21 protein-coding genes are annotated in these 25,467 nt (G+C 71.2%); 14 read left to right on the top strand and 7 right to left on the bottom strand.

The annotated features are described in order from the left end of the window. Nucleotides 1–167 precede the first annotated feature (167 nt). The 3 genes from NBY69_RS01320 (at nt 168) to NBY69_RS01310 (ending at nt 3,052) form a co-directional block, all read left to right on the top strand. A complete protein-coding gene (locus NBY69_RS01320) occupies nt 168–692 on the top strand; it encodes an ATP-binding protein (RefSeq protein ID WP_250298007.1) in 525 nt (174 codons plus the stop codon). Nucleotides 693–1,067: 375 nt separating this feature from the next. After that, complete coding sequence (locus NBY69_RS01315; RefSeq protein ID WP_250297712.1) at nt 1,068–1,874, top strand: polysaccharide deacetylase family protein; 807 nt, start codon at nt 1,068–1,070, stop codon at nt 1,872–1,874. Continuing rightward, nucleotides 1,871–3,052, top strand: a complete 1,182-nt coding sequence (locus NBY69_RS01310) for a YncE family protein (protein ID WP_250297711.1) — start codon at nt 1,871–1,873, stop codon at nt 3,050–3,052. Before NBY69_RS01315 ends, NBY69_RS01310 begins: the two co-directional genes overlap by 4 nt. A 19-nt stretch (nt 3,053–3,071) precedes the next feature. Here the strand turns inward: NBY69_RS01310 and NBY69_RS01305 are convergent, their stop codons facing one another. Then, entirely contained in the window at nt 3,072–3,743 is a 672-nt protein-coding gene (locus NBY69_RS01305) for a GNAT family N-acetyltransferase (protein ID WP_250297710.1), read from the bottom strand. A gap of 118 nt (nt 3,744–3,861) precedes the next feature. Between NBY69_RS01305 and NBY69_RS01300 the strand changes: the two genes are divergently transcribed. Together NBY69_RS01300 and NBY69_RS01295 are read left to right on the top strand one after the other, a co-directional pair. Continuing rightward, nucleotides 3,862–4,074 carry an EF-hand domain-containing protein gene (locus NBY69_RS01300; RefSeq protein WP_250297709.1) on the top strand — a complete coding sequence of 71 codons (213 nt, stop codon included), beginning with the start codon at nt 3,862–3,864 and terminating at the stop codon, nt 4,072–4,074. 137 nt (nt 4,075–4,211) lie between these two features. Further along, on the top strand, nt 4,212–4,874 hold the full coding sequence (locus NBY69_RS01295; protein ID WP_250297708.1) for an ANTAR domain-containing response regulator: 663 nt from the start codon (nt 4,212–4,214) through the stop codon (nt 4,872–4,874). A 61-nt stretch (nt 4,875–4,935) separates the two neighbouring features. Here NBY69_RS01295 and NBY69_RS01290 read toward each other — a convergent pair whose 3' ends face one another. Further along, nucleotides 4,936–6,162, bottom strand: a complete 1,227-nt coding sequence (locus NBY69_RS01290; protein ID WP_250297707.1) for a glycoside hydrolase family 64 protein — start codon at nt 6,160–6,162, stop codon at nt 4,936–4,938. A 313-nt stretch (nt 6,163–6,475) separates the two neighbouring features. Between NBY69_RS01290 and NBY69_RS01285 the strand changes: the two genes are divergently transcribed. After that, nucleotides 6,476–7,174, top strand: a complete 699-nt coding sequence (locus tag NBY69_RS01285; RefSeq protein WP_266644870.1) for an NADPH-dependent F420 reductase — start codon at nt 6,476–6,478, stop codon at nt 7,172–7,174. A gap of 83 nt (nt 7,175–7,257) precedes the next feature. Here NBY69_RS01285 and NBY69_RS01280 read toward each other — a convergent pair whose 3' ends face one another. Next, entirely contained in the window at nt 7,258–7,815 is a 558-nt protein-coding gene (locus NBY69_RS01280; protein WP_250297705.1) for a glycoside hydrolase family 25 protein, read from the bottom strand. Between the two features lie 409 nt (nt 7,816–8,224). Between NBY69_RS01280 and NBY69_RS01275 the strand changes: the two genes are divergently transcribed. From NBY69_RS01275 to NBY69_RS01255, 5 genes are all read left to right on the top strand, one after another. Continuing rightward, nucleotides 8,225–9,310, top strand: a complete 1,086-nt coding sequence (locus NBY69_RS01275) for a branched-chain amino acid aminotransferase (protein ID WP_250297704.1) — start codon at nt 8,225–8,227, stop codon at nt 9,308–9,310. A 208-nt stretch (nt 9,311–9,518) separates the two neighbouring features. Beyond that, nucleotides 9,519–10,739: an esterase family protein gene (locus tag NBY69_RS01270; RefSeq protein ID WP_250297703.1), complete on the top strand. Its 1,221-nt coding sequence runs from the start codon at nt 9,519–9,521 to the stop codon at nt 10,737–10,739. 269 nt (nt 10,740–11,008) lie between these two features. After that, nucleotides 11,009–11,548, top strand: a complete 540-nt coding sequence (locus tag NBY69_RS01265; protein WP_250297702.1) for a hypothetical protein — start codon at nt 11,009–11,011, stop codon at nt 11,546–11,548. 2 nt (nt 11,549–11,550) lie between these two features. Beyond that, the gene (locus NBY69_RS01260) at nt 11,551–11,976 is read left to right on the top strand and encodes a tail fiber domain-containing protein (protein WP_250297701.1); all 426 of its coding nucleotides are present in this window, start codon (nt 11,551–11,553) and stop codon (nt 11,974–11,976) included. 61 nt (nt 11,977–12,037) lie between these two features. Continuing rightward, nucleotides 12,038–12,847, top strand: coding sequence for a 2OG-Fe(II) oxygenase (locus NBY69_RS01255; RefSeq protein ID WP_250297700.1), 810 nt, complete (start codon nt 12,038–12,040; stop codon nt 12,845–12,847). Between the two features lie 10 nt (nt 12,848–12,857). Here the strand turns inward: NBY69_RS01255 and NBY69_RS01250 are convergent, their stop codons facing one another. From NBY69_RS01250 to NBY69_RS01235, 4 genes are all read right to left on the bottom strand, one after another. After that, nucleotides 12,858–16,193 carry an AAA family ATPase gene (locus tag NBY69_RS01250; RefSeq protein ID WP_250297699.1) on the bottom strand — a complete coding sequence of 1,112 codons (3,336 nt, stop codon included), beginning with the start codon at nt 16,191–16,193 and terminating at the stop codon, nt 12,858–12,860. A 130-nt stretch (nt 16,194–16,323) separates the two neighbouring features. Then, the gene (locus NBY69_RS01245) at nt 16,324–19,266 is read right to left on the bottom strand and encodes a VCBS repeat-containing protein (protein ID WP_250297698.1); all 2,943 of its coding nucleotides are present in this window, start codon (nt 19,264–19,266) and stop codon (nt 16,324–16,326) included. Then, the gene (locus NBY69_RS01240) at nt 19,266–21,827 is read right to left on the bottom strand and encodes a S8 family serine peptidase (RefSeq protein WP_250297697.1); all 2,562 of its coding nucleotides are present in this window, start codon (nt 21,825–21,827) and stop codon (nt 19,266–19,268) included. The genes NBY69_RS01245 and NBY69_RS01240 overlap by 1 nt, the downstream gene beginning before the upstream one ends. A gap of 163 nt (nt 21,828–21,990) precedes the next feature. After that, entirely contained in the window at nt 21,991–23,796 is a 1,806-nt protein-coding gene (locus NBY69_RS01235; protein ID WP_374211195.1) for an alkyl/aryl-sulfatase, read from the bottom strand. Nucleotides 23,797–24,180: 384 nt separating this feature from the next. Here NBY69_RS01235 and NBY69_RS37575 point away from each other — a divergent pair, with 384 nt between their 5' ends. The 3 genes from NBY69_RS37575 to NBY69_RS01220 are packed head-to-tail and all read left to right on the top strand — an operon-like array spanning nt 24,181 to nt 25,371. After that, nucleotides 24,181–24,507 carry a LapA family protein gene (locus tag NBY69_RS37575; RefSeq protein ID WP_374211181.1) on the top strand — a complete coding sequence of 109 codons (327 nt, stop codon included), beginning with the start codon at nt 24,181–24,183 and terminating at the stop codon, nt 24,505–24,507. Continuing rightward, nucleotides 24,504–24,944 carry a GAP family protein gene (locus NBY69_RS01225; RefSeq protein WP_250297695.1) on the top strand — a complete coding sequence of 147 codons (441 nt, stop codon included), beginning with the start codon at nt 24,504–24,506 and terminating at the stop codon, nt 24,942–24,944. The genes NBY69_RS37575 and NBY69_RS01225 overlap by 4 nt, the downstream gene beginning before the upstream one ends. A 49-nt stretch (nt 24,945–24,993) precedes the next feature. Next, complete coding sequence (locus tag NBY69_RS01220; protein WP_250297694.1) at nt 24,994–25,371, top strand: YidH family protein; 378 nt, start codon at nt 24,994–24,996, stop codon at nt 25,369–25,371. Nucleotides 25,372–25,467 lie beyond the last annotated feature (96 nt).

Genomic DNA, 25,467 nt, shown 5'->3' with positions numbered 1-25,467 from the left:
TCCCCGCCGTCCTTGACTTTCGTTCATCAGGTGAGTGTCTTCGCAGGTCAACAGGGGTATGGAGACACTTTTCATGCCGTTGACATATGCCAATCCGACGGGTCACCCCCTCGGATTCCTGGTTGTGGATTCCCCGGGAACGGCCCCGGAAGCTCCGTGGGCCCGCCATGATGGAGGACATGGCGGGCCTGGAGGGTGTGGAGCAGCCGCGACAGCGCGCAGAGGCGACGGCTGTTCGCTGGTCGCCTGCGGCCGAGGACGAACAGGCCCTGAAAGCGCTGGAGTTGTTCGGAAATCCCACGGAGGGTGAAGTCCGGCTGCCGTCCCGCCCCGAGTCCGCGGCCACCGCGCGCCGGCTCACCCAGTGCGTGGTGCTGCGCCAGTGGGGACTCTCCCCGCAGACCGCGGAGTACGCGGTGTTACTCGTGTCGGAGCTCGTCGGCAACGCGGTGCGCCACACGGGCGCCCGCGCCTTCGGGCTGCGGATGCTGCGCCGCCGGGGCTGGCTCCGGATCGAGGTCCGCGATCCGTCCCGCGGGCTGCCCTGTCTGATGCCGGTGCAGGCCATGGACATCAGCGGACGCGGCCTCTTCCTCGTCGACAAGATCTCCGACCGCTGGGGCGTCGATCTGCTGCCGCGCGGCAAGACCACCTGGTTCGAGATGCGGGTCGCGGACCGTCAGCCGTCCTGAACTGCAGAAGCCCCCGGTCAGCCGGGTTACGGCGCTGCGGGGGCTTCTGTGGAGCGCCGTGGATCAGGGGGGGTGAATCCACGGCGGCTTACGGCGATCCGGCCCGGGTCAACGGGGATCGTGTCTCCGACTATGACAGAGGGGAGACCGTGCCGCCAAAGTCGCCAATCGGGTATATCGCCCACACTGTGACATTCCGCGAATGAATCGTAGGTGAACTGAGTCACCCACCTGGTAAACGATGAATAAATACCGGAAGCGCCGCATGGATGGCGGACCGAGTCACTGGGTTGCTACTCCTTGTGGTCGTACGGTCGTCACGCCTCTGAGGTGACAAATCAGGATCTTCTCCGTGTTTCGCCTTTAACTGGTCGAGTGACTGAGATAGACCGCCGCAGCGCACTGCGCGCAGGAGCGGGCGTGGCCGTCGCCGGGGCCCTCGCCGCAGGCTGTTCCGACGGCGCACCCGCAGCCGAGCCGTCCGGATCCGCGCCGCCCGGATCCGCGCCGCCCGGCGCGGCCAGTGCCGCAGCCTCCCCGGCGCCCCGCCGCGCCCCGGCCCCCCTCGCCTTCTCCGGGCAGCCGGCGCAGATCGTGCACGGCCCCCGCAACCGCCCCCGCGTTGCGCTCACCTTCCACGGCCAAGGCGAACCGGCCGTCGCCAAGGCCGTGCTCGCCGAGGTGGAACGGGCCGGCGCACGGGTCACCGTCCTCGCCGTCGGCACCTGGCTGGACGAGTATCCGCAGATGGCCCGCCGGATCCTCGACGGCGGCCACGACCTCGGCAACCACACCCTCCACCACACCTCCATCTCGTCGATGGGCGAGGAGGAGGCACTCGCCGAGATCACCGGCTGCGCGGACCGGCTGCGCCGGCTCACCGGCTCCATAGGCACCTGGTTCCGCCCCTCGCGCACCCCGTACGCGACCCCGCTCGTCCAGAAGCTCGCCGGGCGGGCCGGATATCCGCACGTCCTCTCGTACGACACCGACTCCCGCGACTACACCTCGCCCGGTGCCGCGGCGGTCACCCGCAACGTCACCGACGCGGTCCGCAACGGATCGGTCGTGTCCCTGCACTTCGGCTACGCGGACACGGTCGCCGCGCTGCCCGCCGTCCTCGACGCACTCGCCCGCCGCGGCCTGCACGCGGTGACGACCACGGAGCTGCTGACTTCATGATCACGCAACGCACCGCCACGCTCCTCACCGCCGCCCTCCTCGCCGCGGTGGCAGGCTGCGCCTCGTCCGCACAGAAGAGTTCGCCGCACACGGGCACCACCGAGGGCGCGGCTCCGCCGGCCGTCGCGGCGAAGAAGGCGGACCCCACCGGGCTGCCCGGGATGCCGCCGGTCCTCGATCCCAAGGACCTGTACGTGGCGGACCGCCCGAACAAGCTGTCGCCGGTCGTCAAGGACTTCCCGTCGCGCGTCTACGTGCCGAACACCAACTCCAACACGGTCACGGTGATCGACCCGAAGACGTACAAGGTCACCGGGACCATCCCGGTCGGCGTGCAGCCCCAGCACGTCGTGCCCTCCTGGGACCTGAAGACGCTGTGGGTCAACAACGACCGCGGCAACACCCTGACCCCGCTCGACCCGCGAACGGGCAAGCCGGGCAAGCCGGTCAGCGTCCACGACCCGTACAACCTCTACTTCACGCCCAACGGCAAGTACGCCATCGTCATGGCCTCGATGGACCACCAGCTGGTCTTCCGCGACCCGCACACCATGAAGATCGCCAAGACCCTCCCCGTCACCTGCTCAGGCGTCAACCACACGGACTTCTCGGCGGACGGGCGGTACTTCATCGTCTCCTGCGAGTTCTCCGGCGAACTGCTCAAGGTCGACACCGAGAAGATGAAGGTCATCGGCCAGCAGAAGCTGCCCTTCCACGGCGCGATGCCGCAGGACGTCAAGATCTCGCCCGACGGCAAGACCTTCTACATCGCCGACATGATGGCCGACGGCATGTGGGTGCTCGACGGGGACACATTCACCACCCCGAAACTGCTGCACACCGGCAAGGGCTGCCACGGTCTCTACATCAGCCGCGACTCCAAGGAGATGTACATCTCCAACCGCGGTGAGGGCACCATCTCGATCTTCGACTTCCCGGCGAAGAAGCTCACCAAGAAGTGGGTCCTGCCCGGCGGCGGCAGCCCCGACATGGGCGGGGTCTCGGCCGACGGGAAGGTGCTCTGGCTGACCGGCCGTTACAACGCCGAGGTGTACGCGATCGACACCACCACCGGGAAGCAGCTCGCCCGCATCCCCGTGGGCAGCGGCCCGCACGGACTCGCGGTGTATCCGCAGCCGGGGCGGTACTCGCTCGGGCACACGGGGATCTTCCGGTAGGCCGTGTCCCCGGAGTGCGCTACCGGGCCCGGTCCGCCACCAGCAGCGCCTCGGAGCCCACCGGCCGGTACCCCGCCGTCCGGAACGCCCGCACGCTGCGGGCGTTCCCCGGCGACTGCTGCGCCCACACCGTCCCGCCGTCGACCAGGTGCCGGGCGGCCACCGCCAGCAGCGGACCCAGGCCCCGGCCGCGCGCCGCCTCGTCCACCTCGACAGCGGCCTCCGGGCGCCCCGCGACGCCCTGTCCGAGGATCAGCACCCCGCCGTCCGCCGCCCATACCCGTACGCCGTCCCGGAACGTCCTCGCCCGCACGACCCGCGGATGGTCCGGGTCCTCGATCTCCCGCAGCGCGAGCGGCGGCGGGCCCGGCAGCGCGGGGGCGGCCGTCAGCAGGTCGATGGTGTTCATCCGCCGTCCGGTACGGGCCATCAGCGCGGCCAGGAAGCCGGGGTTCATCGTCGCGGCGAGCGGGTCGCAGTCCGTCGCGGCCAGGGTGGCCCGTATCCACTCCGGGTCCTCGTCCAGGAAGACGACCGAGTGGGCGGTGAAGGCCAGTACTCCGGCGTCCCGGGTGTTCGGCTGGGCGACCACCGTGGTGGAGCCGTCCGGCGGCGGGAAGACTCCCCGCGCCGCAGCTGCCAGGATCTCCGCCAGTGTGCCCCTCGCGGGCGCCGCGCTGTCCGTTCTCATACGCCTATCCTGCACCGGCCCGGGTCCCCGCCCGCCAGGGGCGAACCTCCGCGGAGTCCCCGCACCCTGCCCGTTAATCTGACTTCCGTCAGACACGTACCAAGAAGGGGTGGACCCAGTGGCGGACATAGAAGAGGCCCGCAAGGCGTTCGGGCGTCTCGATGTGGACGGCGACGGCCGGATCACGGCGAGTGAGTACAAGAGCGTCATGGCGCAGCTCGGTGACTTCCACGTGACCGAGACCGTGGCTCAGTCCATCATCAGGTCCAAGGACGCCAACGGCGACGGAAAGCTCTCCTTCGACGAGTTCTGGGCCTCGCTCGACAAGTAGCGGGGCGGCGGACCGGCGGTGGCCAGGAACGGCCGCCGTCGGTTCCGTACCCGAGCCGTGCGTCGGTTCCGTACCCGATTCGTGCTTACCGGGCGTACGGCACCCAGGACGCCGCGGGCTGGGTAATCTGGCCCGACATGGAGCAGGAACAGCAGTGGATGCGCAGCGCCTTCGGCCTTGCGGCCGTCGCGGCCGACGAAGCACGTGCGCCTCAGCTCATGCGTCACCTGTGCAATTACTGCGTGGAGTTGCTGCACCTCTCGGGTGCCGCCGTGATACGGGCAGGGGCGGCCGGTTCCCAGGAGGGCGGGCCGGGTTCCGAGTGCCTCCGCGACGACCGCGCGCTGACCAACCTCGACCTGCGGGAAGAAGCCCGGCGCTGGCCGGAGTTCACCGCGCGGGCACGGGCGGGCGGCCATACGGCGGTGACCCTGCTGCCGCTGCGCGGCACCGCCGCCCGTCCCTGCGCCGTGCTCCAACTGCTGAGCAAGGAGCGGCAGTTGTCGGAAACTGAGGTCGAATCCGCCCAGTGGCTGGGTGATCTGGCCGTCGCGCTCCTGACGCAGGGCGACGAACTGCGAAGACAGCGCGAGACGGCCGAGCAGCTGAGCCGGGCGCTGGACAGCCGGATCGTCATCGAGCAGGCCAAGGGTGTGCTCGCGGAACAGCTGCGGCTGGACATGGACGGGGCCTTCGCGGTGCTGCGCGGCCACGCCCGCTCGAACAGACTGAAGCTGACGGACGTGGCGCGGGCCGTGGTGGAACGCCAACTGGTGCTGGACGTAACGGAGTCGGGGTGATCCGGGCCGGGGATGCGGGCCCTCGCGCCGCACCCCCACCCCGTACTCCACTGCCGGCCGGTCAGGATCCGACGGACACCGTGAAGCGGACCGGGTTGCCGTCGTTGGCGGCGCCCGAGACGTCCGGCTGGCCGTCGGGGATCACGTCGTCGTACGGGAAGGCGTATCCGATCGGCGAGTTGGCGTGCACCACCCGCGCCCAGTGGTTCGTCACATCGCCCTGGTAGTAGTCGGCCGCCGTGGTGCCGTTCGGCTGCTGCGGGTGGGTGAGCATGAGCGAGCGGTTGAATCCGGCGGCGATCCGGGCGAGCAGGCCCTTCTTGTCGTCGGGGTCGCCCGGATTGTTGGCGAAGGGGCCGTGGTTGCAGGTGAACACGGACTTCGAGTCGGGCTTGCTGAAGGAGTGCCCGCCGTTGAACGTGAGGGTGTCGCCACTGACCCGCCCGGTGAACACCCCCCGGCCGCCCTGGAGGTCGATGGTGAGATCGGTGGAGCGGTACTTGTCCCAGACCTGGTCGATGTAGCCGGTCCACAGATCGCGGAACGGCATCTGGTCCGGCCGGTCGAAGAAGGGCGCCATCAGATTCTGCGGCGAGATCACCCGCAGGACCCGGCCGTCCGACCCGTGGGTGACCAGCTGGTCCCAGGGCTGACCGTCCTTGGCGGCCTGCGCGGTGAGGTCCGCGGCGATCCTGTCGACGGCGCCGTCGGGCAGCGGGGCGACCGTGTGCTTCGTGGCGCCTTCGAGCGTGAGCCCGATGGGCAGCGAGGTGACCAGGTCGACGTAGGAGATGTTCGCGTACAGCTGGTCCGGGTTGAAGGTGAACTCGCAGAACGACCAGGTACGGCCGTAGTTCGGATCGGTGGAGGTGGCGAATGCCGGTTCGACCAGGGCGGGCCCCGGGTTGAGGAAGAAGTCCAGCTTGCCGTCGCGTACGAAGTAGACGCGCGCACCGTACATCTGAGGCAGCGTCAGGGTGACGGGACCGGCTCCCGCGGCCTTGAGCGGGATGGCGCAGTCCACCGGCAGGGGGGTCTGCGGGGCCGAGGGGGACTCCGGATGGTAGACGCTGCCGTCGGCGCGCAGCAGTACCCACTGGCCGGTGCCCTGTTCGTGGCCGGTGACGTACGCGTTGACGCTGCCGGACAACGACGTGTTCTCCAGGGCCAGTTCGCAGGTGGCCGCAGCGGCGGAGGCGTGTGGGGAGGGCGCGCCTGCCCAGGCGGGCCGGGTGAGCGCGGTGGCGGCGGCGGTGGCGCCGGTCAGGAACAGTCTGCGGGAAATCACGCACGGTCTCCTGTGGTCTGTGGGGGGCGGAGTGCGGCAGGCGCTCACGCGGTGGAGGCGCCTTCTGTGGTGCTCTTGGCGGTGGAGGGACGCACTGGGAGGTGGACGGGTGCTCTGGGTGCTCTCGGGGGTGGACGGACCTACTGTTGCGAGAGCCGGGAAGGCAGGTCAAGACCTGTGCCTGAGAGCGCTCTCACTATCTCTTATCCTTCACAACTCGAAGACAGGAAAGGGTGCTTGACGGAAATCTCCGTCCTTCGCGACGCATTCGGCCGTACTCCGGAATAGCCCCGACGGTCCGGGGGTTGGTGCACTGCGACATCGCTCGACACCGTCACTCCGGAGGTCAGTCATGAAGATCGGCATCATCGGCGCAGGTCAGATCGGCGGCAATCTCACCCGGCGGCTCACGGCCCTCGGGCACGACGTGTCCGTGGCCAACTCACGCGGACCGCAGACGCTGGGCGCGCTCGCCGAGGAGACCGGCGCGACCCCCGTCACGGCGGCCGAGGCCGCCCGGGGCGCCCGGGTCCTCGTGATCGCCATCCCGGTCCACGCCGTGCTCAACCTGCCGTCCGGGCTGCTCGACGGAGCGGCGGACGGCGTCGCGGTGATCGACACCGGCAACTACTACCCGCAGCAGCGCGACGGCCGGATCGACGCCATCGAGGACGGCCTCACGGAGAGCCGCTGGACCGAGCGGCAGATCGGCCACCCGGTGATCAAGGCGTTCAACGGCATCTACGCCCACAACATCCTCGACGAGGCGCGGCCCCGGGGCGCAGCCGGCCGGTTCGCCCTCCCGGTCGCCGGTGACGACGAGGCCGCCAAGCAGGTCGTACGGGACCTGATCGACGAGATCGGCTTCGACACGGTCGACGCGGGCGGGCTCGACGACTCCTGGCGCCAGCAGCCCGACACCCCTGTCTACGGTCTCTCGACCGACGCGGACGGGGTCGCCAAGGCGCTCGCCGAGGCCTCGCGCGAGCGCCCGGCGGCGTTCCGGGCCTGACCTGCGCCGGACCGGGACGGACCGGGACGGCCGGGGAACCGCGCGCGGGGGTGCGGGCGTGGGGGTGGCTGCGATCGGCAGGTCTACGGCGTGGCCCAGTCCTTGAGGGCGCTCCTGCTCGCGAACCTGGAGTGGGCCACGTCCTTGTCGAGCGGGTTGTCGGTGTACTGGTGGAAGGTCCAACTCGCCTTGATCCGGGGCTTTCCCGCAGTCGTGTAGTCCGCGATCCACAGTCCGTCCCCGGCGTACGAGGTGGTGTCGACGGTCAGCCAGAAGTTCCGGTTGGTGTAGAGCAGCACCCGGTACGTGGGCCGCAGTTTCTTCACCGCGCGGATGAAGCTGTCCTTCTCCGCGTTGCTCGCACGGGTGTGCTCGCCGGTGGTCTCCCAGTCCACCGCGAGCAGATCCCCGCTCTTCTCGGGTGTTTTGCTCACGAAGTACTCGGCCTGCGCGGTGATGTTCCCCGGCCACAGGAAGTGGTAGAAGCCGACGACGCATCCGGCGTCCCGTGCGAGTTTGGTCTGGGATGCCAGCCGGGGGTTGACGTAGGTATGGCCCTCGGTGGCTTTGATGAACACGAAGTCGAGACCGCTGGTGCTGAACGACGACTGGTACGTGCTGACATCGATGCCGTGCAGCATGTGCACCGCCTCCTGGTGGTTCGTGGGGACCTCGATGTTCCACTTACCCAGCCGGGAGGGAAAGTCAGCAGCCGCTTACGGCCTGGCGGTCCGTGCTAACGGGTTTTCGAATCCCGGCGTCGGGCCACTCCGGCGCCGGCGGTTCCGTGAAGTGGCGGGCGGCCATGCCTGGTCGGACGTGTCCCGGCCGGAGGCCACGACGAGGGGTAGCCGGGCAGGCTGCTCGCGCTCGTCCTCGACGCCACGTACGGGGCGGGCCACGGAATCGAGTGATCGCCGCGCTTTCCGGTGCTCGGGGCCGACCGCACGCGGTAACCCCCGTGCGGTCAACGGTCGTTAACATGGCGGGTGTGTCCCGGCGGGTATCAACTGTTCTCACCCGCATCCGTGTTGACGTAAGGATTCGGCCATGAGCGCTGGCTTCCCGCTGACCCGTACGACGAAGGCCCTGCCCGACGAGGAACGCCGGGCGATACTCGACGCGCCAGGATTCGGGCGGTACTTCACCGATCACATGGCGTCGGCCGTGTGGACGGAGGACGCCGGCTGGCACGGCCACAAGGTCGGCCCGCTGGAGCCGTTCACGCTGCATCCCAGCTCCGCCGTGCTGCACTACGGGCAGGAGATCTTCGAGGGCCTCAAGGCGTACCGGCACGCCGACGGCAGCGTCTGGCTGTTCCGCCCGGAGGCCAACGCCCGGCGCTTCGCCCGCTCGGCCCGGCGGCTGGCGCTGCCGGAGCTGCCGGAGGAGGACTTCCTGGCCGGTGTGGAGGCGCTGGTCCGCGCCGACGAGCAGTGGGTCCCGGCGTCGGCCGGTGAGGAGAGCCTCTATCTGCGGCCGTTCATGTTCGCGTCCGAGGCGTTCCTCGGGGTGCGGCCTGCGGCGGAGGTCGTCTACTCCGTCATCGCGAGCCCCGCGGGCCCGTACTTCGCCTCCGGCATGACCGGCGTCACGCTGTGGGTGAGCAGTACGTACACCCGCGCGGCCGAGGGCGGCACCGGTGCGGCCAAGTGCGGCGGCAACTACGCGGCGAGCCTCGTCGCGCAGCGGGAGGCCCGCGAGCAGGGCTGTGACCAGGTGATGTACCTGGACGGCGCCGGTCAGGGCAATCTGGAGGAGTCGGGCACGATGAACCTCTGCCTGGTCACCTCGGACGGTCAACTCGTCACACCCGCGCTCGGGACCATCCTGGACGGCGTCACCCGGGCCACCGTCCTCGCCCTGGCCGCCGACCACGGCCTGACCCCGGTGGAGCGGCAGGTCAGCCTGGAGGAACTGCGCGCCGGGGCCACCGACGGCAGCATCACCGAGGCCTTCGCCGCCGGTACGGCCGCGGTCATCACACCGATCGTGGGCTTCAAGGGCGACGGCTACGAATTCACCCTCGGCAACGGAGAGCCCGGCGAGCGGACGGCGGCCCTGCGGGGGCACGTACTGGACATCCAGTACGGCCGCGCGGAGGACGAGCACGGCTGGATGCGGCGCGTGCTCTGATCCGGCGGGCGGCGCGGGCGGCGCGGGCGGCGCGGGCGGCGCGGGCGGCGCGGGCGGGCGGGGCGGGCGGCTGTCCGGTACTTCCCCGGCCGCGCCGTGTCCCCGGCCGTGTCCCCGGTCGGGGAGGGTGGGCGCCACGGCTTTACCCGTGTAAAACCATGGCAAAACCGGCAACCCGGATGCTCTCGTGCCACTCTTGCCTGTCGTGATGAGCCTGACCGGAACCCCCTTCTTCGTGACCGCGATCCTGGTGGCCGCGCTCGCCGTTCTGGTGCCACTGGTCCTCTGGCACAAGGTCCGCGGGCCCGCCGTGGTGCGTGGCGCCGCGCAGCTCGCCATGGTGCTCGTCGCGCAGGCCGCCGCGGTCGTCGTCGTGTTCGTCGCCGTCAACAACGCGAACGGGCTCTACGACAACTGGGGTGATCTGCTCGGCACCGAGAGCCATGTCTTCGCCGCCCCCGACCTCGGCGTCGACGGGACCGGCGGGCGGAACACCGCCGGCGGGCCGCGGATAAAGCAGGCGTTCACGCCGGTCGACGACCCCGCCATGGGCGCGGGCGTCCAGGTCACGCACCTGACGGGCCGGGTGTCCGGCGCGGAGGGTGAGGTGTACGTCTGGCTGCCGCCGCAGTACTCCCACGCGGCGTACAAGGCCAAGGACTTCCCCGTCGTGGAGGTGCTGCCCGGCTACCCCGGATCGGCCAAGGACTGGTTCACCAACCTCGACGTGGTCGGCCAGCTCCGCCACCTGATCGAGAAGCGCCAGGTCAAGCCGTTCATCCTGGTCGCGCCGCGCACCTCGCTGCTGGCCGGGCAGGACACCGGCTGCGCCAATGTGCCGGGCGTCGTCAACGCCGACACCTGGCTCAGCGTGGACGTGCGCAGGATGGTCACCGACAACTTCCGGGCCGAGACCGGCGCCGACGGCTGGGCCGTCGCGGGGATCTCGGCGGGCGCCCACTGCGCCGCCAAACTCGCCATCGAGCACCCCGACCGCTACCGCGCCGGGGTCGCACTCTCCGGCTACAACGACCCGGCCGCCGAGACCGATTCGATCGCGGCGCACGACAAGCTGCTGCGCCGCGAGACCAACCCGCTGTGGATCCTCACGCACGCCGCGCACCCGCCGCGCACCTCGCTGTTCCTCACCGGACAGCCCGGCGACGGCTACGAGGACGCGCTCGCGATCCACAAGGCCGCGAAGGCGCCCACCAAGGTGTGGGTGCAGCGGACCAGCGGCGGTCATCTGAACGTGGTGTGGAAGCCGCTCCTTCCCGAGGTCTTCCGCTGGCTGTCCGGCCGGCTGAGCGGCGTCCACGACATCCGGGGCGGGCCGCTGACGCACCACGGCGGTGGCGGCGCCGCGTCGGTGCAGGCCACGGGCAAGGAGGAGCCGCCGCTCAGGCCGCAGCACGGGCACCACCCCTGACGCGGCCCCCGGCCCCGTGGGCGGCGGCAGGCTGCCGCGGTCGCTCACGGGTTTGTCCGCGTCGCTCGCGTTCGTCACCGTCCCGCCGGTGGTTCATCAGATAGCGCGAACTCCCGTTTGTCCGCTGGTCGGTGCCGGACCGGCGTGGCTACGGTCGTCCGTGTCGCCCCCGAGAGGGCGGCACCCGTCGTGTGCCGCGTGCGCCCAGGCCGTCCGGCCGTCATGCGCCGGTAGGGAATCACGTGCGGGCGATTCCCCCGGGAGTGCACATGAGTTCAGTGGGTCGTAGGACCGTCGCGGTGATGGCCGCGGCGCTGGCGTCGCTGGGCGCGGGGAGCAGTGTCACCGCTTCCGCGACCACCCAACCGGTCGCGCCGTGCAGCGGAGCGGAGTGCCCCAGCCTGCAGCCGACCAGGCTCGCGGTCAGCCAGGCCTCCCTGAACGTCAGCCAGATGCAATTGGAGAACATCCAGGCGATGGCCTCCGACGCGGTGACCGGGGAACCCATCCGCGGCGCGCGGATCGTGTTCGCCACCGTCGGCGGCCGGACGCTGGGGGCGGCCTACACCGACTACGACGGGGTGGCCGCGCTCACCGCCCCGGAGAACCTGGGCCCCGGCACCCTCCAGGAGTTGCTCGGCGGCTACGAGGCCGCGATGGTCGGCGACGGCGTGCACGCCCCGGCCGGGGGCCACGGCGCGATCACCGTCGGTACCGATCAGGGCCCGGGTGTCCCGGGCGCCCCGTGCTCCGTCTGCAGCGACCGGGGGCTCAAGCGGGACGTGGTCCCGGTCGACTGGAGCCGGTGAGGATGCGCATCCTCCGCCGGCGGTCCCGGGTGGCCGACCGCGGCGCACCGGCCCGTCGTGCGGCCGGTGCGCCGGAGACCGACGCCCGGGAGACGGACGCCCGGGAGAACGGTGCGCGGGAGGCCGGTGCGGTGGCTCCGGTCGGCGCGGTCAACGGGTACGCGGTCCTGGAGACCGTGGCCACGCTGCCCGTCAGCACCTGGCGTTACCTCTGGGAGCCCGAGGACGTACGCCATCTCGGGCCGATGGCCCAGGACTGGCAGGCGGCCTTCGGTTTCAACCAGGACGGCACCACCATCCCCGTCGTGGACGGCCTCGGCGTCGCCCTGGTGTGCGTCCAGGCGCTGAACCGCCGCGTGGAAGAGCTCACGGCCGAAGTGGACCGGCTGCGCGAAGCCACGCGCGCGAACAGGCCCGAGGCGGCGTGACCAGGCCGGACGGGAGCCGGCCCCCGCGGAACACCCGTCCCGATCCGGAAGACAGGACACCATGACGAAGCAGGACGCCCTGGCGGGACAGGAACCCCTGGTGGGACAGGACAACCTGGTGGGACAGGGCCACCTGGTGGGACAGGGCCACCTGGCGGGACAGGGCCACCTGGCGGGCCCCACCGAGGTGGTGGAGCAGCGGTCACCGGTGTGTACGGACGCGATCTGGCGGCTTCCGGTGACGGTCTGCCGCATCACCCAGTTCCTGGGCGAGCGGACGGCCGACACCCTGCTGGAGCGTGCCATCGCCTCCACCGGCGACACGTTGCGGCCCTCCATGATCCGGGACCGGGAGGTGGTCCCCGACTTCCGCCGGTCCCGGTCGTGCCAGGAGTTCGCCGCCCCCGAGCTGTTGGCAGCCATCGAAGCGGTACGGGGGTCGGTCGAGCACACCCTGGGCGTCTCCTGCCGGTACACCGAGGCCGACTACAGCCTCAACGTGCACAACGACGGTGACTTCTACCGTCCGCACCAGGACACCAGCGCCGAGTTCTCCCCCCGGCGTCTGCTCACTTTCGTGTACTACCTGCACCGCACACCCCGGCCCTTCGACGGGGGCGAGCTGCGCGTGTTCGACGTCGCCCTGCCGCTGCACACCGCGACCGCGGGAAAGTGGCAGGAGCGCACCTGGCGGGACTGGCAGCCCGAGCACGACAGCATCGTGTTCTTCCTGCCCACCTCCTGGCACGAGGTGCGGCCGGTGAGCTGTCCGGGCAAGCAGCACGGGGACAGCCGCTTCGCCGTCAACGGCTGGCTGTGCAGCCCCGACCCGGCGCACGGGCGGGCCGTGCGCGGCACAAGTCCGGTGTGACACACCGGGGTCACGCCTCGCCGAGCAGACCCCGTGCCCATGCCGCCCGGCGGGCCCCGGCCGGATACGGCAGAACTCCGGCCATCGATTCGGCTCGTGCCAGCTCCCGCGCGCCCTGCGCCGTCCGGTGGAGCCGGGACAGGGACGTCCCGACGGCGATCCGCGCCTCCACCTCGGCGAGGCGTTCCCCGGTGCGCTGCGCCCGTGCCACCTCGGCGCGCGCGAGCCGCAGCGCGGCCTCGGCCCGCCCCGACAGGAGTTCCGCCCAGGCCACCAGCACCGGCGCCTCGTCGGTGTGCCCGTCCAGGACGCGCAGCGCGTCGTCCGGTCGGCGTGCGTACAACGCGAGTTCGGCACGGGCCGTGCGCACCTCGTGCTCCGCCTGCCGGTCCCCGAGCGCGGTGGCGACCCCTCCGGCGCGGTCCAGGAGGGCCGTGGCCTGCTCCGTCTCGCCCAGGAACACCCGCACGCGCGCCAGGGTCGCGAGCGTGTAGGTCAGGCACCAGGCGTCGTACGCCTCCGCGCCCGCCACCGCTTGTTCGGCGAGGGCGCGGGCAGGCTCGGGTTCTTCGAGCAGCAACCGCAGTTCGGCGAGGTTCGCCCGCTCGAAGGCGGCGGCGGTCGGATCACCGGACTGTTCGGCCAGGCCGAGCGCGCGAGTCCCGATCTCCACGGCCTCGCGCAACCGTCCGGCCCGCCGCGCGTTCTCGCGCAGCGTGGAGAGGACCGAGCCGAGCAGCGTCGGATCTCCGTACGCCTCGGCCGGGGCCAGCGCCTCGTCGCCCGCTTCGCGTGCCTGGTCGAACAGGCCGGCGAGTCCGAGGTTGGCGGCCTGCAGGGCGAAGGCGCGAGCCACCAGCCCCTGTCCCCGCAGCCCTGGCATGCGCCGTGCCGCCTCCAGTGCGTGCCGGGCCGCCTCGGCCCCGGCCGCGTACCGCCCCTGGACGCAGCGGACGACGGACAGGGCGAGGTAGTGGCTGGCGGCCGGTTCCGGCGCGGTGTCCGCGGTCACCGGGTGTTCCCGCAGTGTTCGGCGGCCGGATCCGGAGGCGCTCGTCTTGACGAGCGTCTCGGCCAGCAGCGCCGCCGCGAGGACCGCGTGGTCGTGGTCGCCGCGCCGCTCGAACTCGGTCAGGGCGAGCCGTACGGTACCGGCCGCCTGCTCGAAGTGGCCCATTCTGCGCAGGACATGGGCGTGCGCGAGCCGGGCGCGGGCCGCGTCGACGTCCAGTCGGGCCACCAGGTCCTGGTAGTAGCGGTCGGCGGTGTCGTTGGCGTACAGGGCGGCGGCCCGCTCCGCCGCCCGGCGCAGGTACTCGGCCGCGCGCGGGTCGTCGGCGCGCGCGAAGTGGGAGGCCAGGGTGTCGACGGCATCGGGGCGGCGCCGCCGTACCGCCTGTGCGAACGCGGCGTGCAGCTGCCTGCGGCGGACCACGGTCAGCTGTTCGTAGCAGGTCAGCCGGACCAGCGGATGCCGGAAGGCCACCCCCGCTTCGGGCCGCCCGGCCACCACGACGTGCCGTTCCTCGACGAGTGAGGCGGCGATGGCCCGCTCCAGGGCGTCGGCCGCCGCGGCGCCGGACACCGGCGGGTGCAGCCCGTGTTCGGCGACGTCGAGCAGTTCGGACAGCGCGGCGTCGCCCCCGGCCACGGAGAGCGCCTCGACGATGCGGCGCGCGTCCGCGTCCAGCCGCACGAGCCGGTCGGCCACCAGTTCCCGTACGCCTTCCGGGGCGAGGCCGCCGGTGTCCCCGTCGGTCAGGTCGCGGGCGAGTTCGAGGGCGAACAGCGGATTGCCGAGCGAGAGTTCCCACACGCGGTGGATCCGGTCGTCGCGCGACACCTCCGTGGCCGCGTCACGCACCAACGCCAGGCAGGCCTCCCTGTCGAGCCGCCCCAACTCCTCGCGCAGGGCGAGGCGTTGGCGCAGCATCGACGCCACGGCCGAGCGTCGCGCGTCGCCGTCGGGGAGTTCCTCCTCGCGGTACGTCACCAGGAACCGCAGAGCCGTCCCCCGCTCCACGGCCCGGCGGGCCAGATGGCTGAGCAGCTGGAACGAGCCCGTGTCGGCGGCGTGCAGGTCGTCGAGCACCACCAGCACCGGGCGCAGTGCGGCCAGGTCGCCGAGCAGTGCCGTGCTTCCCCGGAAGAGACGGTCCCGCTCCTCCTCCGGGCTGCGCTCGCCGGACGTTCCCACCTGCCCGAGCGACGGCAGGAACGAGGCGAGTTCGGGGTACTCGGCGCCGGCTCGCGCGCGCTCGTCCGCACTGTGTTCGGCGAGCCAGCCGTCGAGCGCCTCCGCGAACGCCCCGTACGGCGTGTGCCCCTCCGCGTCCTGGCTGCCGCCCCACAGCACGGCCGTGCCGACCGCGGTGGCACGGCGCGCCACCTCGCCCACCAGGCGGGTCTTCCCCACGCCCGCCTCGCCGCTGAGCAGCGTGACCGGCGGCCCGTCCGCCGAGAGGAGCCGTTCGAGCGCGGCGGCGCGGCCTCGCAGCGGGGGTGCGGCGCGGGCGGCCCGCAGCGGGGCCGGGAGCAGCGGGGTGGTGGGGACGGGGGCGGGCGCCGCGGCCAGCGCGGCCTTGTGCAGCCGCTCCGTCTCCGGGCCCGGTCGCACGCCCAGTTCCGCGTCGAGCATCTCGCGGCACACGTGGTACTGGTGCACCGCGCGGCGGCGCAGCCCCTGACGCAGCCAGGCGTCGATGAGGACGCGGTGGGCCAGCTCCTCCGCGGGGCTGGCCGCGAGGACCTGCTCGGCGGCGGCCACCGCCTCGTCGGTGGCGCCCCGTTCCACGTGTTCCTGCGCGAGCCGGAGAAGCACCTGCTCGCGCAGCAGCGTGAGCTGCCCGCGCCGGCCGTCGGCCCAGCGCGCGTACCGGTCCTCCGGCAGCATCTCGCCGGTGAACCGGTCCAGGGCGCTCGTCAGTTCCTCCACACCACCGTCGGCGAGGGCCGTCCGGGCCGACGCCTCGGCGTCGTCGGCGTCGATCCACACCGTCGCCGGACCGAGGCGCAGAAGTGTCCCGTCGGAGATCAGGTACGAGGAGGTGGCGCGCGGGGCCAACTCGGGTTCCAGGGCGCGGCGGGCGGCGTGCAGGGCGACGCGCAGGCTGCCCGCGGCGGCCTTCGGGTCGGCGTCGGGCCAGCAGATGTCCATGGCCTGTTCGCGGTGGAGCCGGTGCCCGGGGACGACGGCGAGGAGCTTCACCAGGGCCCTGGCCCCGGGCCGGGGCCACCGCTCGGCGAGCGCGGGGCCGCCGTCGCGAGTCACCCTGAAACCGCCGAAAAGGTGCAGGCGCAGCAACGGTGCGGCGGATGTGCTGCCGTCCGGGCGTTGCGCGTCCATGGAGGCGCACTTTAATCGAACATGCTGAGGGCCCCCCGGGCGAGGCCCGGGGGGCCGTCGGCCGGGTCAGCCGACGGCCCCCCGGTCCGTCGGCCTCCGGCCGGCTCTGTGCGGTCAGCTCCGTACCGGCTCAGGAGAGCGTGAACGTGCCGACCTGGTGGATGCCGTTGTCGCTGGTCAGGTAACGGCCGCCGAGGTTCTCGGCGATCCGGTCCAGTCCGTAGCGGTCGGCGTTGAGCGAGAGCACCTCGGTGACGCCGTCACCGTCGAGGTCGGCGGCCAGGTAGTTGCGGCCGCCGATGACAGTGGCACTGCCGACGCTGGACGCGTAGGAGTCGGTGGAGCTGAAGATGCTCGGGTCCCAGGCGTCGAGGCCGCCCTCGACGCCGCCGATCAGGAGCTTGCGCCCGCCGGGGCCGGTCGCGAAGGCGGCGTCGTGGGACTCGGGGATCGCGTAGATCGTGAAGTCGTCCGTGCCCTCGCCACTGAACCGCCGGAAGGACGACGTGCCCACCTGGTACAGGCTCCCGCCGTCGGTGAAGAAGCTGTTGTGCGTCCACAGACCGCCGATGGTGGTGGCGTGCACGACCGCACCGGTGCGGCCGTCGCGGATCTCCATGTACTGGTGCGGGCCGTCGGCGTCGGTGGAACCGACGCCGGCCTGCGACTGGATGTCCCACAGGTAGACGACCGCGTGGCCGTCCGCGTACGGGATGTCCTTGGAGGCGAAGGTCCCGTGGAACGTGATGGCGGCGTGGATGATGCCGTCGCTCGATACGGCCGGAGCCTTCGGCGCGATGTCCCACTTGGCCTTGCCGGTCCGGGCGTTCAGCGCGACCGCGTCCGCCGCCGGGTCGGCCAGGTCGACCGAGTTCACCTTGGAGTACGAGGTGTAGACCTTGCCGTCGAGGACCGAGGGGTCGGAGAAGACGGCGTCGCCGCCGAGGTACTTGGATGCGTACGACCAGATCTGGTGGCCGTCGCCGTAGTAGGCGTTCAGCTTGTTCGTCGGGACCAGGATGTCCAGTTCGCCGTCCCCGTCGAGGTCGGCGAGCTTCACGGAGTGCACGAACTGGCCGCCGCCGTCGATGGTGGCGAGGGTCTTGCCGGTCCTGCCGTTGAGGACGACGACCGCGTTGTCGGCGGCGACGACGATCTCGGGCTTGCCGTCGCCGTTCACGTCACCGGTCTCGATGTCGTGCACCGCACCGGGGACCGTGGCCTGCCACAGTTTCTTCGGCTTGCCGTCGGCGAGCGACGGGCCGGAGTAGGCCCATACGCCGTTCGACGAACCGGCCATGACCACGTCGGACTTGCCGTCCTTGTCGAGGTCGGTGGCCTTGGCGTAGGCGATGTCGCCCTGGAGCGGGGTGATGTCCTGCTGTTTGCCGTTGCCCAGCTTGAACGTGCGGATGTTCTGGCTCTGGTCGACGACCCGCAGATGGGCGCCCTGGGCGTCGCTGAAGACGTCCTGGTACATCGGCGCCGCGCCGACGCCCTTCTGCTGCCACTTCACCGTGCCCTTGCCGGTGAACACGGTGAGCGTGGCGAGGCGTCCGCCGCCCGCGTTCTGCGATGTGCCGATCTTCTCGTCGTCCTGCGCGGCGGTGACGAGCGTGCCGTCGGCCACCCGCAGCCCCCAGATGCTGGCGCCGTCGGAGACGTTGTCGGCGTCGCGCTTGACGGTGTTCGACCAGAGCACCTTGCTCGGGTCGTCGCCGTTCAGGGCGCGGACGGTACTGGCGTTCACGTACAGGTCGCCGTCCAGGGAGGACTCGGCGACGGCGTACTCGTCGCCCGCCTTGGCCGTGAGATCACCCACGGTCAGCGCGGTCGGGATCACGTTGGTACGGCTGTCCAGCGTCGAGCGCCGGCCCGTCCTGAGGTCGTACGCGGCGATCTCGTAGCGGACCTCGTCGGTCGGGTCGGTCTCCTCGACGGCGACCAGCCGCTTGCGCCCGGCGTCCACACGCAGCTGACGGCTGTAGAGCAGGCTGTCGGTCTGCCAGGTGACGGAGCCGTCGGCCGTGTCGAGGACGAGGGTGCGGCCCCGGCCGTCGGAGGCCGAGGTCTTGGCCAGGTCCCAGGAGACGGCGGCCTTGCCCTTGCCGAGGCCCTGGATGTCACCCCAGTTGGCCTGGCCGGCGGCCTTCGTGTCGTACGTCCACGTCGACGACGGGGTCAACGCGCCGTCCGCGTAGGAGAAGCGGATGCCGGACAGCTTCGCCGTGTCGGACGCCGGGGCGTTCATGTTCATCCGGGGCGCGTCGGCGACGAGCAGCGTGCCGTCGACGATCTTCACCATCGAAGCGTAGTCGTACAGCTTCGACCACAGCGTCTTGCCGGTCGAGCCGTCGAGCACCGTCACGAACGTGCCGGTGGGCAGCGAGGAGCCGGGCGAGGTGAACGGGCGGTAGGGCACCGAGCCGACACTCGCCGAGAAGACGATGTCGTCGACACCGTCACCGGTCAGGTCGCCGGTGGAGTACCCCGAGTCGGAGTTGGGCGAGAACGGGGAGACCGCGTTGTAGCCCATGACGATCCGCGCCGGGTACGGCTCGGTCTGCCACACGCGCTGCGGCTCGACGCCCCAGTCCGTGTACAGCGAGGTGTTGGTGCGCTCCCACACCGAACTGCCGTCGGCGGCATGGCGCTGCACGTTGCCCAGACTGTGGACGGTGAAGTAGTCACCGTTCCTGCCGACGGGCACCGTAACGCCCATGCCGCGTACGCCTTCCAGCGTGGACTTGGCGGTGAAGGTGACCGGGGTGGTGGCGTCGTCCGTGGTGGCGCCCGCCGTCTTCGAACCGGAGGACGTGTCCTTCGTACCGTCGGGCGACCTGGTCGCACCGTCGGTCTTCGAGCCGTCCTTCGAGCTGTCCTCGGCGTCGGTGGTGTCACCGTACGGATCGAGGGTGACGTGGGTGGCCAGCGTCCTGGCCTCGGCGCTGCTCAGCTTCATGCCCGAGCCGCTGTCGTCGGCGGCCAGGGCCTGCGGGGCGGCGCTCAGGCAGAGCCCGGCGGCGACCAGAGTGGAGGCGAGCCGGAGAGCCCGCCGGGAGTGGGTTCTCATCACTTGGCTCCCTGGGTGAAGCGGATGGCCGAACCGTCGGTGACGACCGGCTGGTTGTACGCGTACTGGAGGGCGTCGGTACCGGCCTGGTTCTCGATGCCGACGGTGGCGCCCGCACCCCGGTCGGCGAGCGACTTGTACTGGAGGGTCACGGCGCCGGTGGCCTCGTCGAAGACGGCCTCGAAGGTGGCACGGCCCGAAGTGCCGTTCGCATAGGCGGCGTTGTTCCAGACGATGGCGAACTCGCGGCTGCCCCTGGTGCCGGTGGTGGCCGTCTGCACGGAGGACTTCTTGTCGAGCGTCAGGTCGTCCCAGAGCGGGGCGACGAAGCCCTTCACGCTGTTCGCGCCGGTGGTGGGCAGCGCGGTGTTGCTGTAGTCGCCGACCCGCGAGGACAGGAAGTTCACCAGGCCGTCGGTGGTGACCGAGGCGGTGGAGTAGGAGACGCCGTAGTGCTTGACCGGGAAGGGCAGCGCGACCGTGGCGGAGTCCTCGTCACCGGTCAGGGCGACCTTCTTCGTACCAGCGATCCAGGAGTACGTGGCCGGGGCGCAGCTGTTGCCGGCGGCGTCGGTGCGGGCCGGGACCTGAACGTCCTTGCCGAGGTCGGCGGTGACAGTGAGCGAGCCGCTGTAGATGCCGTTGCACAGGACCGGCGCGACCGGCTTCACCGTCAGGGTGTAGGCACCCTCGGCGACCTTCGGCAGCGTGTACGTGCCCTTGGCATCGGTGGTGACCGAGGGGACTGGGGTCCCGGTCACCTCGACGGTCGCGCCGGACAGGGCCTTGCCGGTGACGTCGAGGACGGTGCCGGTGACCTGGTGCGAGGGGACCGCGGACAGCGCGACGTCCTGGGCCAGCCCCTGGTTCTGGGCGATCTCGACGCCGGTGACCTCGGACGTGCCGTAGCCGTAGCCGCTGAGCGAGAAGTCGTACGTGCCCGGGTTGAGCGACAGACGGTAGGTGCCGTCGGCGCCGCTGGTGACGGTACGGGTGCCGGAGGCGGCGTTCGTCGCCTTGACGGTGACGCCGGACAGGGCGGCGCCGGTGGCCTTGTCGGTGACCTTGCCGGTGACGGTGCCCGCGGTGTGCGGGGCCTTGTCGACGGACGCGAGGATGTCGAGCTTGCCCTCGCCCCAGACGTTGTTCATGCCGGCGGTGCCGCCGCAGTGCGTGTCATCGACGTCGGTCGCGCCCTCGTCGAGCAGGTCACGCGTCTCGTCGATGTTGCCGATCAGCGACGGCGCCGCCGACCACAGCAGGGCGACCGAGCCCGCGACGTGCGGGGTGGCCATCGACGTGCCGTTCTCGACGTTGTACGACGAACCTGGCCAGGTCGACTCGACGTTGACGCCCGGCGCCGAGATGTTCGGCTTCGCCGAGCCGTCGACGAGCGACGGGCCGAAACCGGAGAAGGAAGCGATCTTGCCGGTGGAGTCGTACGCGCCGACGCCGTAGGACGGGGCCTGCGCGCCGGGGGCCTTCGTGGTGGAGCAGGTCACGCCGTCACCGTCGTTGCCGGCCGCGAACGCCTCGAAGATGCCTGCGGAGTTCCAGGCCTCGACGATGTCCTGGTAGAACGTCGTGTTGCCGCCGCCCCAGGAGTTGTTGACGATGTTCGGTGCCATGTCCGGGCGCGGGTTCTGCCCGTTGTGGTCGGTCGGGGCGAGGATCCACTGGCCGGCCGCGAGCAGCGACTCGTCCGAGCACGAGGAGGTCTCGCAGCCCTTGGCGGCGATCCACTTCGCGTTCGGCGCGACCCCGATACCGTTCTTGCCGACCATCGTGCCCATGGTGTGGGTGCCGTGACCGTTGTTGTCGCACGGGACACCGCTGGTGCCGCACTGGCCGGTCGGGTCGTACCAGTTGTAGTCGTGCGTGAAGGTGCCGTCGCCGTTGTTGCCACGGTAGTTGCCGACGAGATCCGGGTGGTCGTACTGCACCCCGGAGTCGACGTTGGCGATGACGATGCCCTCGCCGCGGACGTCGTACTGCTTCCAGACCTGGTCGGCCTTGATGTCGGCGACGCCCCACTCGGGGGTGTCGTTGTCACCGGTGGCCGAGGAGTCCGTGCGCGACTTCGTGACCTTGTTGTCGGCCGTCTCGATGTCGTCGAGCTTGTAGTGCTGCTCCTTGACGATGCTCGCGACGTCCGAACGCTTCGCCAGCTGGTTGACCAGATCCTGGTCGCCGGTCACCTTGACCGCGTTGGCGATCCAGTAGTCCTGGTGGCCGACCTTCGCCTTGTCGAGAAAGGCATTGATCGACTTCTGGCTGGACCTGGCGTGTGCGGTCAGCGCGCCGTAGGCGGCCTTGGCCCTCGCCGCGTGCGTCCGCTTCTCACGGGCGCCGGACAGGTCCGCCTGGTCCTTGAGGACGACGAAGAACGAGGCGTCGCCCGCCTTGGCCACTGCGGCGGAGAGTGCGGGGTCGACCTTGGCCGACGGGCCGGCCTCGGCGGCGGCGGCCATCGGCAGGGGCGCGGTCAGCAGAGCGGTCGCGGTGAAGGCGACCGCCGCCCGGACTGCGCGTCTGCGCCGGGGCGGTTGGGGCAGGTGCATCGGGGTGCTCCTCCAGGAACGGTACGGGGGAGCCCGGACGCTAGAGCGACGCCGTTACTCGGGCATTACAGACGCCGGGCCCGCTCCGGAGGGGAGCGGGCCCGGCGTCAGCTGTCCGGCAGGCGTCCCGTCACGCGCCGACGCACGTGAGGGTTCGGGGTGGTCAGGGCGTGACGACGGCGAAGTCCGGGTCGGGGTCCGTGAGGTGGCCGAGGAGTTCGGCCAGCTTGCCCGCCTCGCCGCCGATCTCGACCCCGGGACGTGCCGCCAGGTCGTCGGGGCTCACCGTGCCGAGGAGCAGCGAGCGCAGATCAGCCTCGGTGAGGGTGACTTCGACGTCCGGGTCCGGTGTGGCGGGTCCGCGACCGGCCGTGTGGATGAGCACGCCGTTGCGCAGGTGGAGGGTGACGGGGTCCTGGCCCGTGATGTTCCATCGCAGGGCGATGTCGGTGTCCCACGATCCGGGGCCGTCCACCCGGATCGCGAGGGCGTCGAAGAGCTGGTCCAGCGTCAGCGCGGCGAACATGTCGGGGGAGGTGGTGGCGGTGGGGGTGCCGACCGGCCCCTGCCGCAGTTCGAGGGTGCCGGTGAGGTAGAAGTTGCGCCAGGTGCCGTTCTCGCTGCCGTAACCGAGCTGCTCCAGGGCGTCGGCCTGCAGTTCGCGGGCGTCGGCGTGGCCCGGGTCGGCGAACAGCACATGGTTGACGACCTGGGCGGTCCAGCGGAAGTCGCCGTCGGCGAAGGACTGCCGGGCCCGGCGCACGACCTCGTCGGCGCCGCCCATGAAGTCCACGTAGCGGCGGGCTGCCTCGGTCGGCGGGTGCTCCCACAGGTGGGCCGGGTTGCCGTCGAACCAGCCCAGATAACGCTGGTAGATCGCTTTGGTGTTGTGGCTGACCGAGCCGTAGTAGCCGTGCGTGTGCCAGGCGCGTTCGAGCGCGGGGGGCATCTGCATGGCTTCGGCGATCTCCAGGGCCGTCATTCCCCGGTTGAGCATGCGCACGGTCTGGTCGTGCAGGTAGGCGTACAGGTCGCGCTGCTCGGACAGGAACCGCGTCAGCTGCTCCCGGCCCCACACCGGCCAGTGGTGCGAGGCGAAGGCGACGTCCGACGCTCCGGAGAACAGGTCGATCGCCTCGGTGAGGTAGCGGGCCCAGACACGGGGGTCGCGGACCTCGGCCCCCCGCAGCGTGAGCAGGTTGTGCTGGTTGTGGGTGGCGTTCTCGGCCATGCACAGGGCGGAACGGTCGGGGAAGTGGATGTTCAGCTCGGCCGGGGCTTCGGTGCCGGGGGTGAGCTGGAAGACCATGCGGATGCCGTCGACGGTCTCGGTCTGCCCGGTGCGGGTGATGTCGAGCGTCGGCGGGATCAGGGTCACCGCGCCGGTGGACACGGTGAGGCCCAGACCCGCGCCGATCTGGCCGCGTCCGCCCTTGGGCAGGGCGGCGCCGTACATGTACGCGGAGCGGCGGCTCATGGCGGTGCCCGCGTAGACGTTCTCGCTGACCGCGTGCTCCAGGAAACCCAGCGGCGCGAGGACCGGTACGCCGTCGGCGATGTCCTGGTCGGTGACGACTCCGCGTACTCCACCGAAGTGGTCGACGTGGCTGTGGGTGTACAGCACGCCGGTCACCGGGCGGTCGCCCCGGTGCTCCCGGTACAGGGCGAGGCCGGCGGCGGCGGTCTCGGTGGTCAGCAGGGGGTCGATGACGAGGATGCCGCGCTCGCCCTCGACGAGCGTCATGTTCGACAGGTCGAAGCCGCGGACCTGGTAGATGCCCTCGGTCACCTCGAACAGTCCGTGGTCGGCGCAGAGCTTGCCCTGCCTCCACAGGCTCGGATTCGCGGTGTCGGGGCAGTCCTTGTTCAGGAATCCGTACGCGTGGAGGTCCCACACGGTGCGCCCGGTGCCGTCGGTGATCAGGTTGTTCCCGGCCGTGCCCATGAAGCCGCGCTCGGCGTCCTCCATGTCCTGCGTGTCGTCGAACGGCAGACGGGCAGTGAGCGCCTTGTTGGCGGCGGCGATCGTCGGCTGCGCGGGCTTGGGCTCGGTGTGCTGGGACAACGTGGTCTCCCTTGCTGGCGGTTGGCCGGATCGGCGGCAGGGCCGAAGCACCAGCTCCACCCTCGGTTGGGCAGCCGCGTTCCACGAGTGCACGTGCTCCGTTCGAGGCGGTGCGGCGGGCTCCACGCGACCGGCGCTCCAGGAGCGGCAGCCCGTGCCCGTGGGCTCCTGGGGCGGCTCCGGGGCCCGGTGGAACGTCCGGTCGCCGGGACGGCCGGACGGGTGATACGGCCCTCGTGGCGCAGCCGGCGGCAGGGATCCCGGCGCGCCGGGGCTGATCCTGATGCCATGAGCGACGGACAAGCCCCCTACTCCCCGCACGGCCCCGGCTCCCCGCAGGGCCCCGACTCACGCGGTCCCAGCACATCAAGGGCTTCCAGATGGCGTGAGAGCCTCACCCCGACCCGCTGGCTGGCCCTGGTGCTGGCCGCCCTGGCCATCGTCCTGATCGCGGAGAACACCCGGGAGGTGAAGATCCGTCTGGTGGTGCCGGTGGTCACGATGCCGCTCTACGCGGCCCTCCTGATCATGTTCGTGATCGGCCTCCTGTGCGGGGCCCTGCTCGTGTACAACCGCAACCGCAACCGCAGACACAGCAGAAGGAGCGGCCGGTGACCGGGCGGGACCGGTCCACGATGCCGCGCTCACCCGGGTGGGCTCGTCAGGTCGCGGCGTCCGGAGGTCTCGCGGAGCCGGGCTGGATGCGGGCCATCGACCGCTTCTCTCCCGGGAAATCCGCCGGGCTGGCCGCGGGGCTGGCCGTCGCCAACCCCAAGAACCTGGTGCTCGCCGTGGGTGGGGCCCTCTCCATCGCGGCCTCCGGCGCGAGTCCGGGCGGGAAGACCGTCGCCGCTGTCCTGATGGTGTTCATCGGGTCGCTGTGCACTCTGCTGCCGTTGGGGACGTACCTCCTCGGCGGCAGCCGGTCCGAGGCGGTGCTGAGCGAGTGGCGGACGTGGATGACCCGGCACGACGCGGCCATCATGACGACGGTGCTGGTCGTTCTGGGCGCCAAGTACGTCGGCGACGCGATCAGCGGACTGACCGGATGACCCGGCCCGCCGGTACGCCTTCCGGCCCGGCCCGCGGGGGTGACCGCTGATGCCCGAGGACGAAGCGGACACCTCCCGGTCCGGGGCCTGGTGGCAGCGGGGCGAGGAACCCGACTACCGGGCCACCCTGGCCAACGAGCGCACCCTGCTGGCCTGGTCACGAACGTCACTGGCGTTGCTGGCCGCTTCCTTCGCCGTCGTGAGGCTCACCGGCATCACCCCTCGTGCCCTGCGGCTGGCACTGGCCGGCTACCTCATCGCCCTGTCGAGCGGCGTCATGGTCGCGGGATACGTCCAGTGGCGCACCCGCCAGGACCGGATGCGCCAACGGCAGCCGCTGGGCGGGATCGTCAGCCCGCCCGTTCTCTCGCTGGCCATGATCCTTCTTGTCGGCTTCGTCGTCGCGGTCATCGTCTTCGCGTCCTGAGCGGCTACGGGGGACACGGGGAACACCGGGGACGCGGGGAACACCGGGGGACGCGGGGAACACCGGGGGATACCGGGGACCATCCGTACACCTCGA

The sequence above is a fragment of the Streptomyces sp. A 4/2 genome, assembly GCF_940670765.1.
Lineage (GTDB): Bacteria > Actinomycetota > Actinomycetes > Streptomycetales > Streptomycetaceae > Streptomyces.
This window is presented reverse-complemented; position numbering and strand designations above follow the sequence as displayed.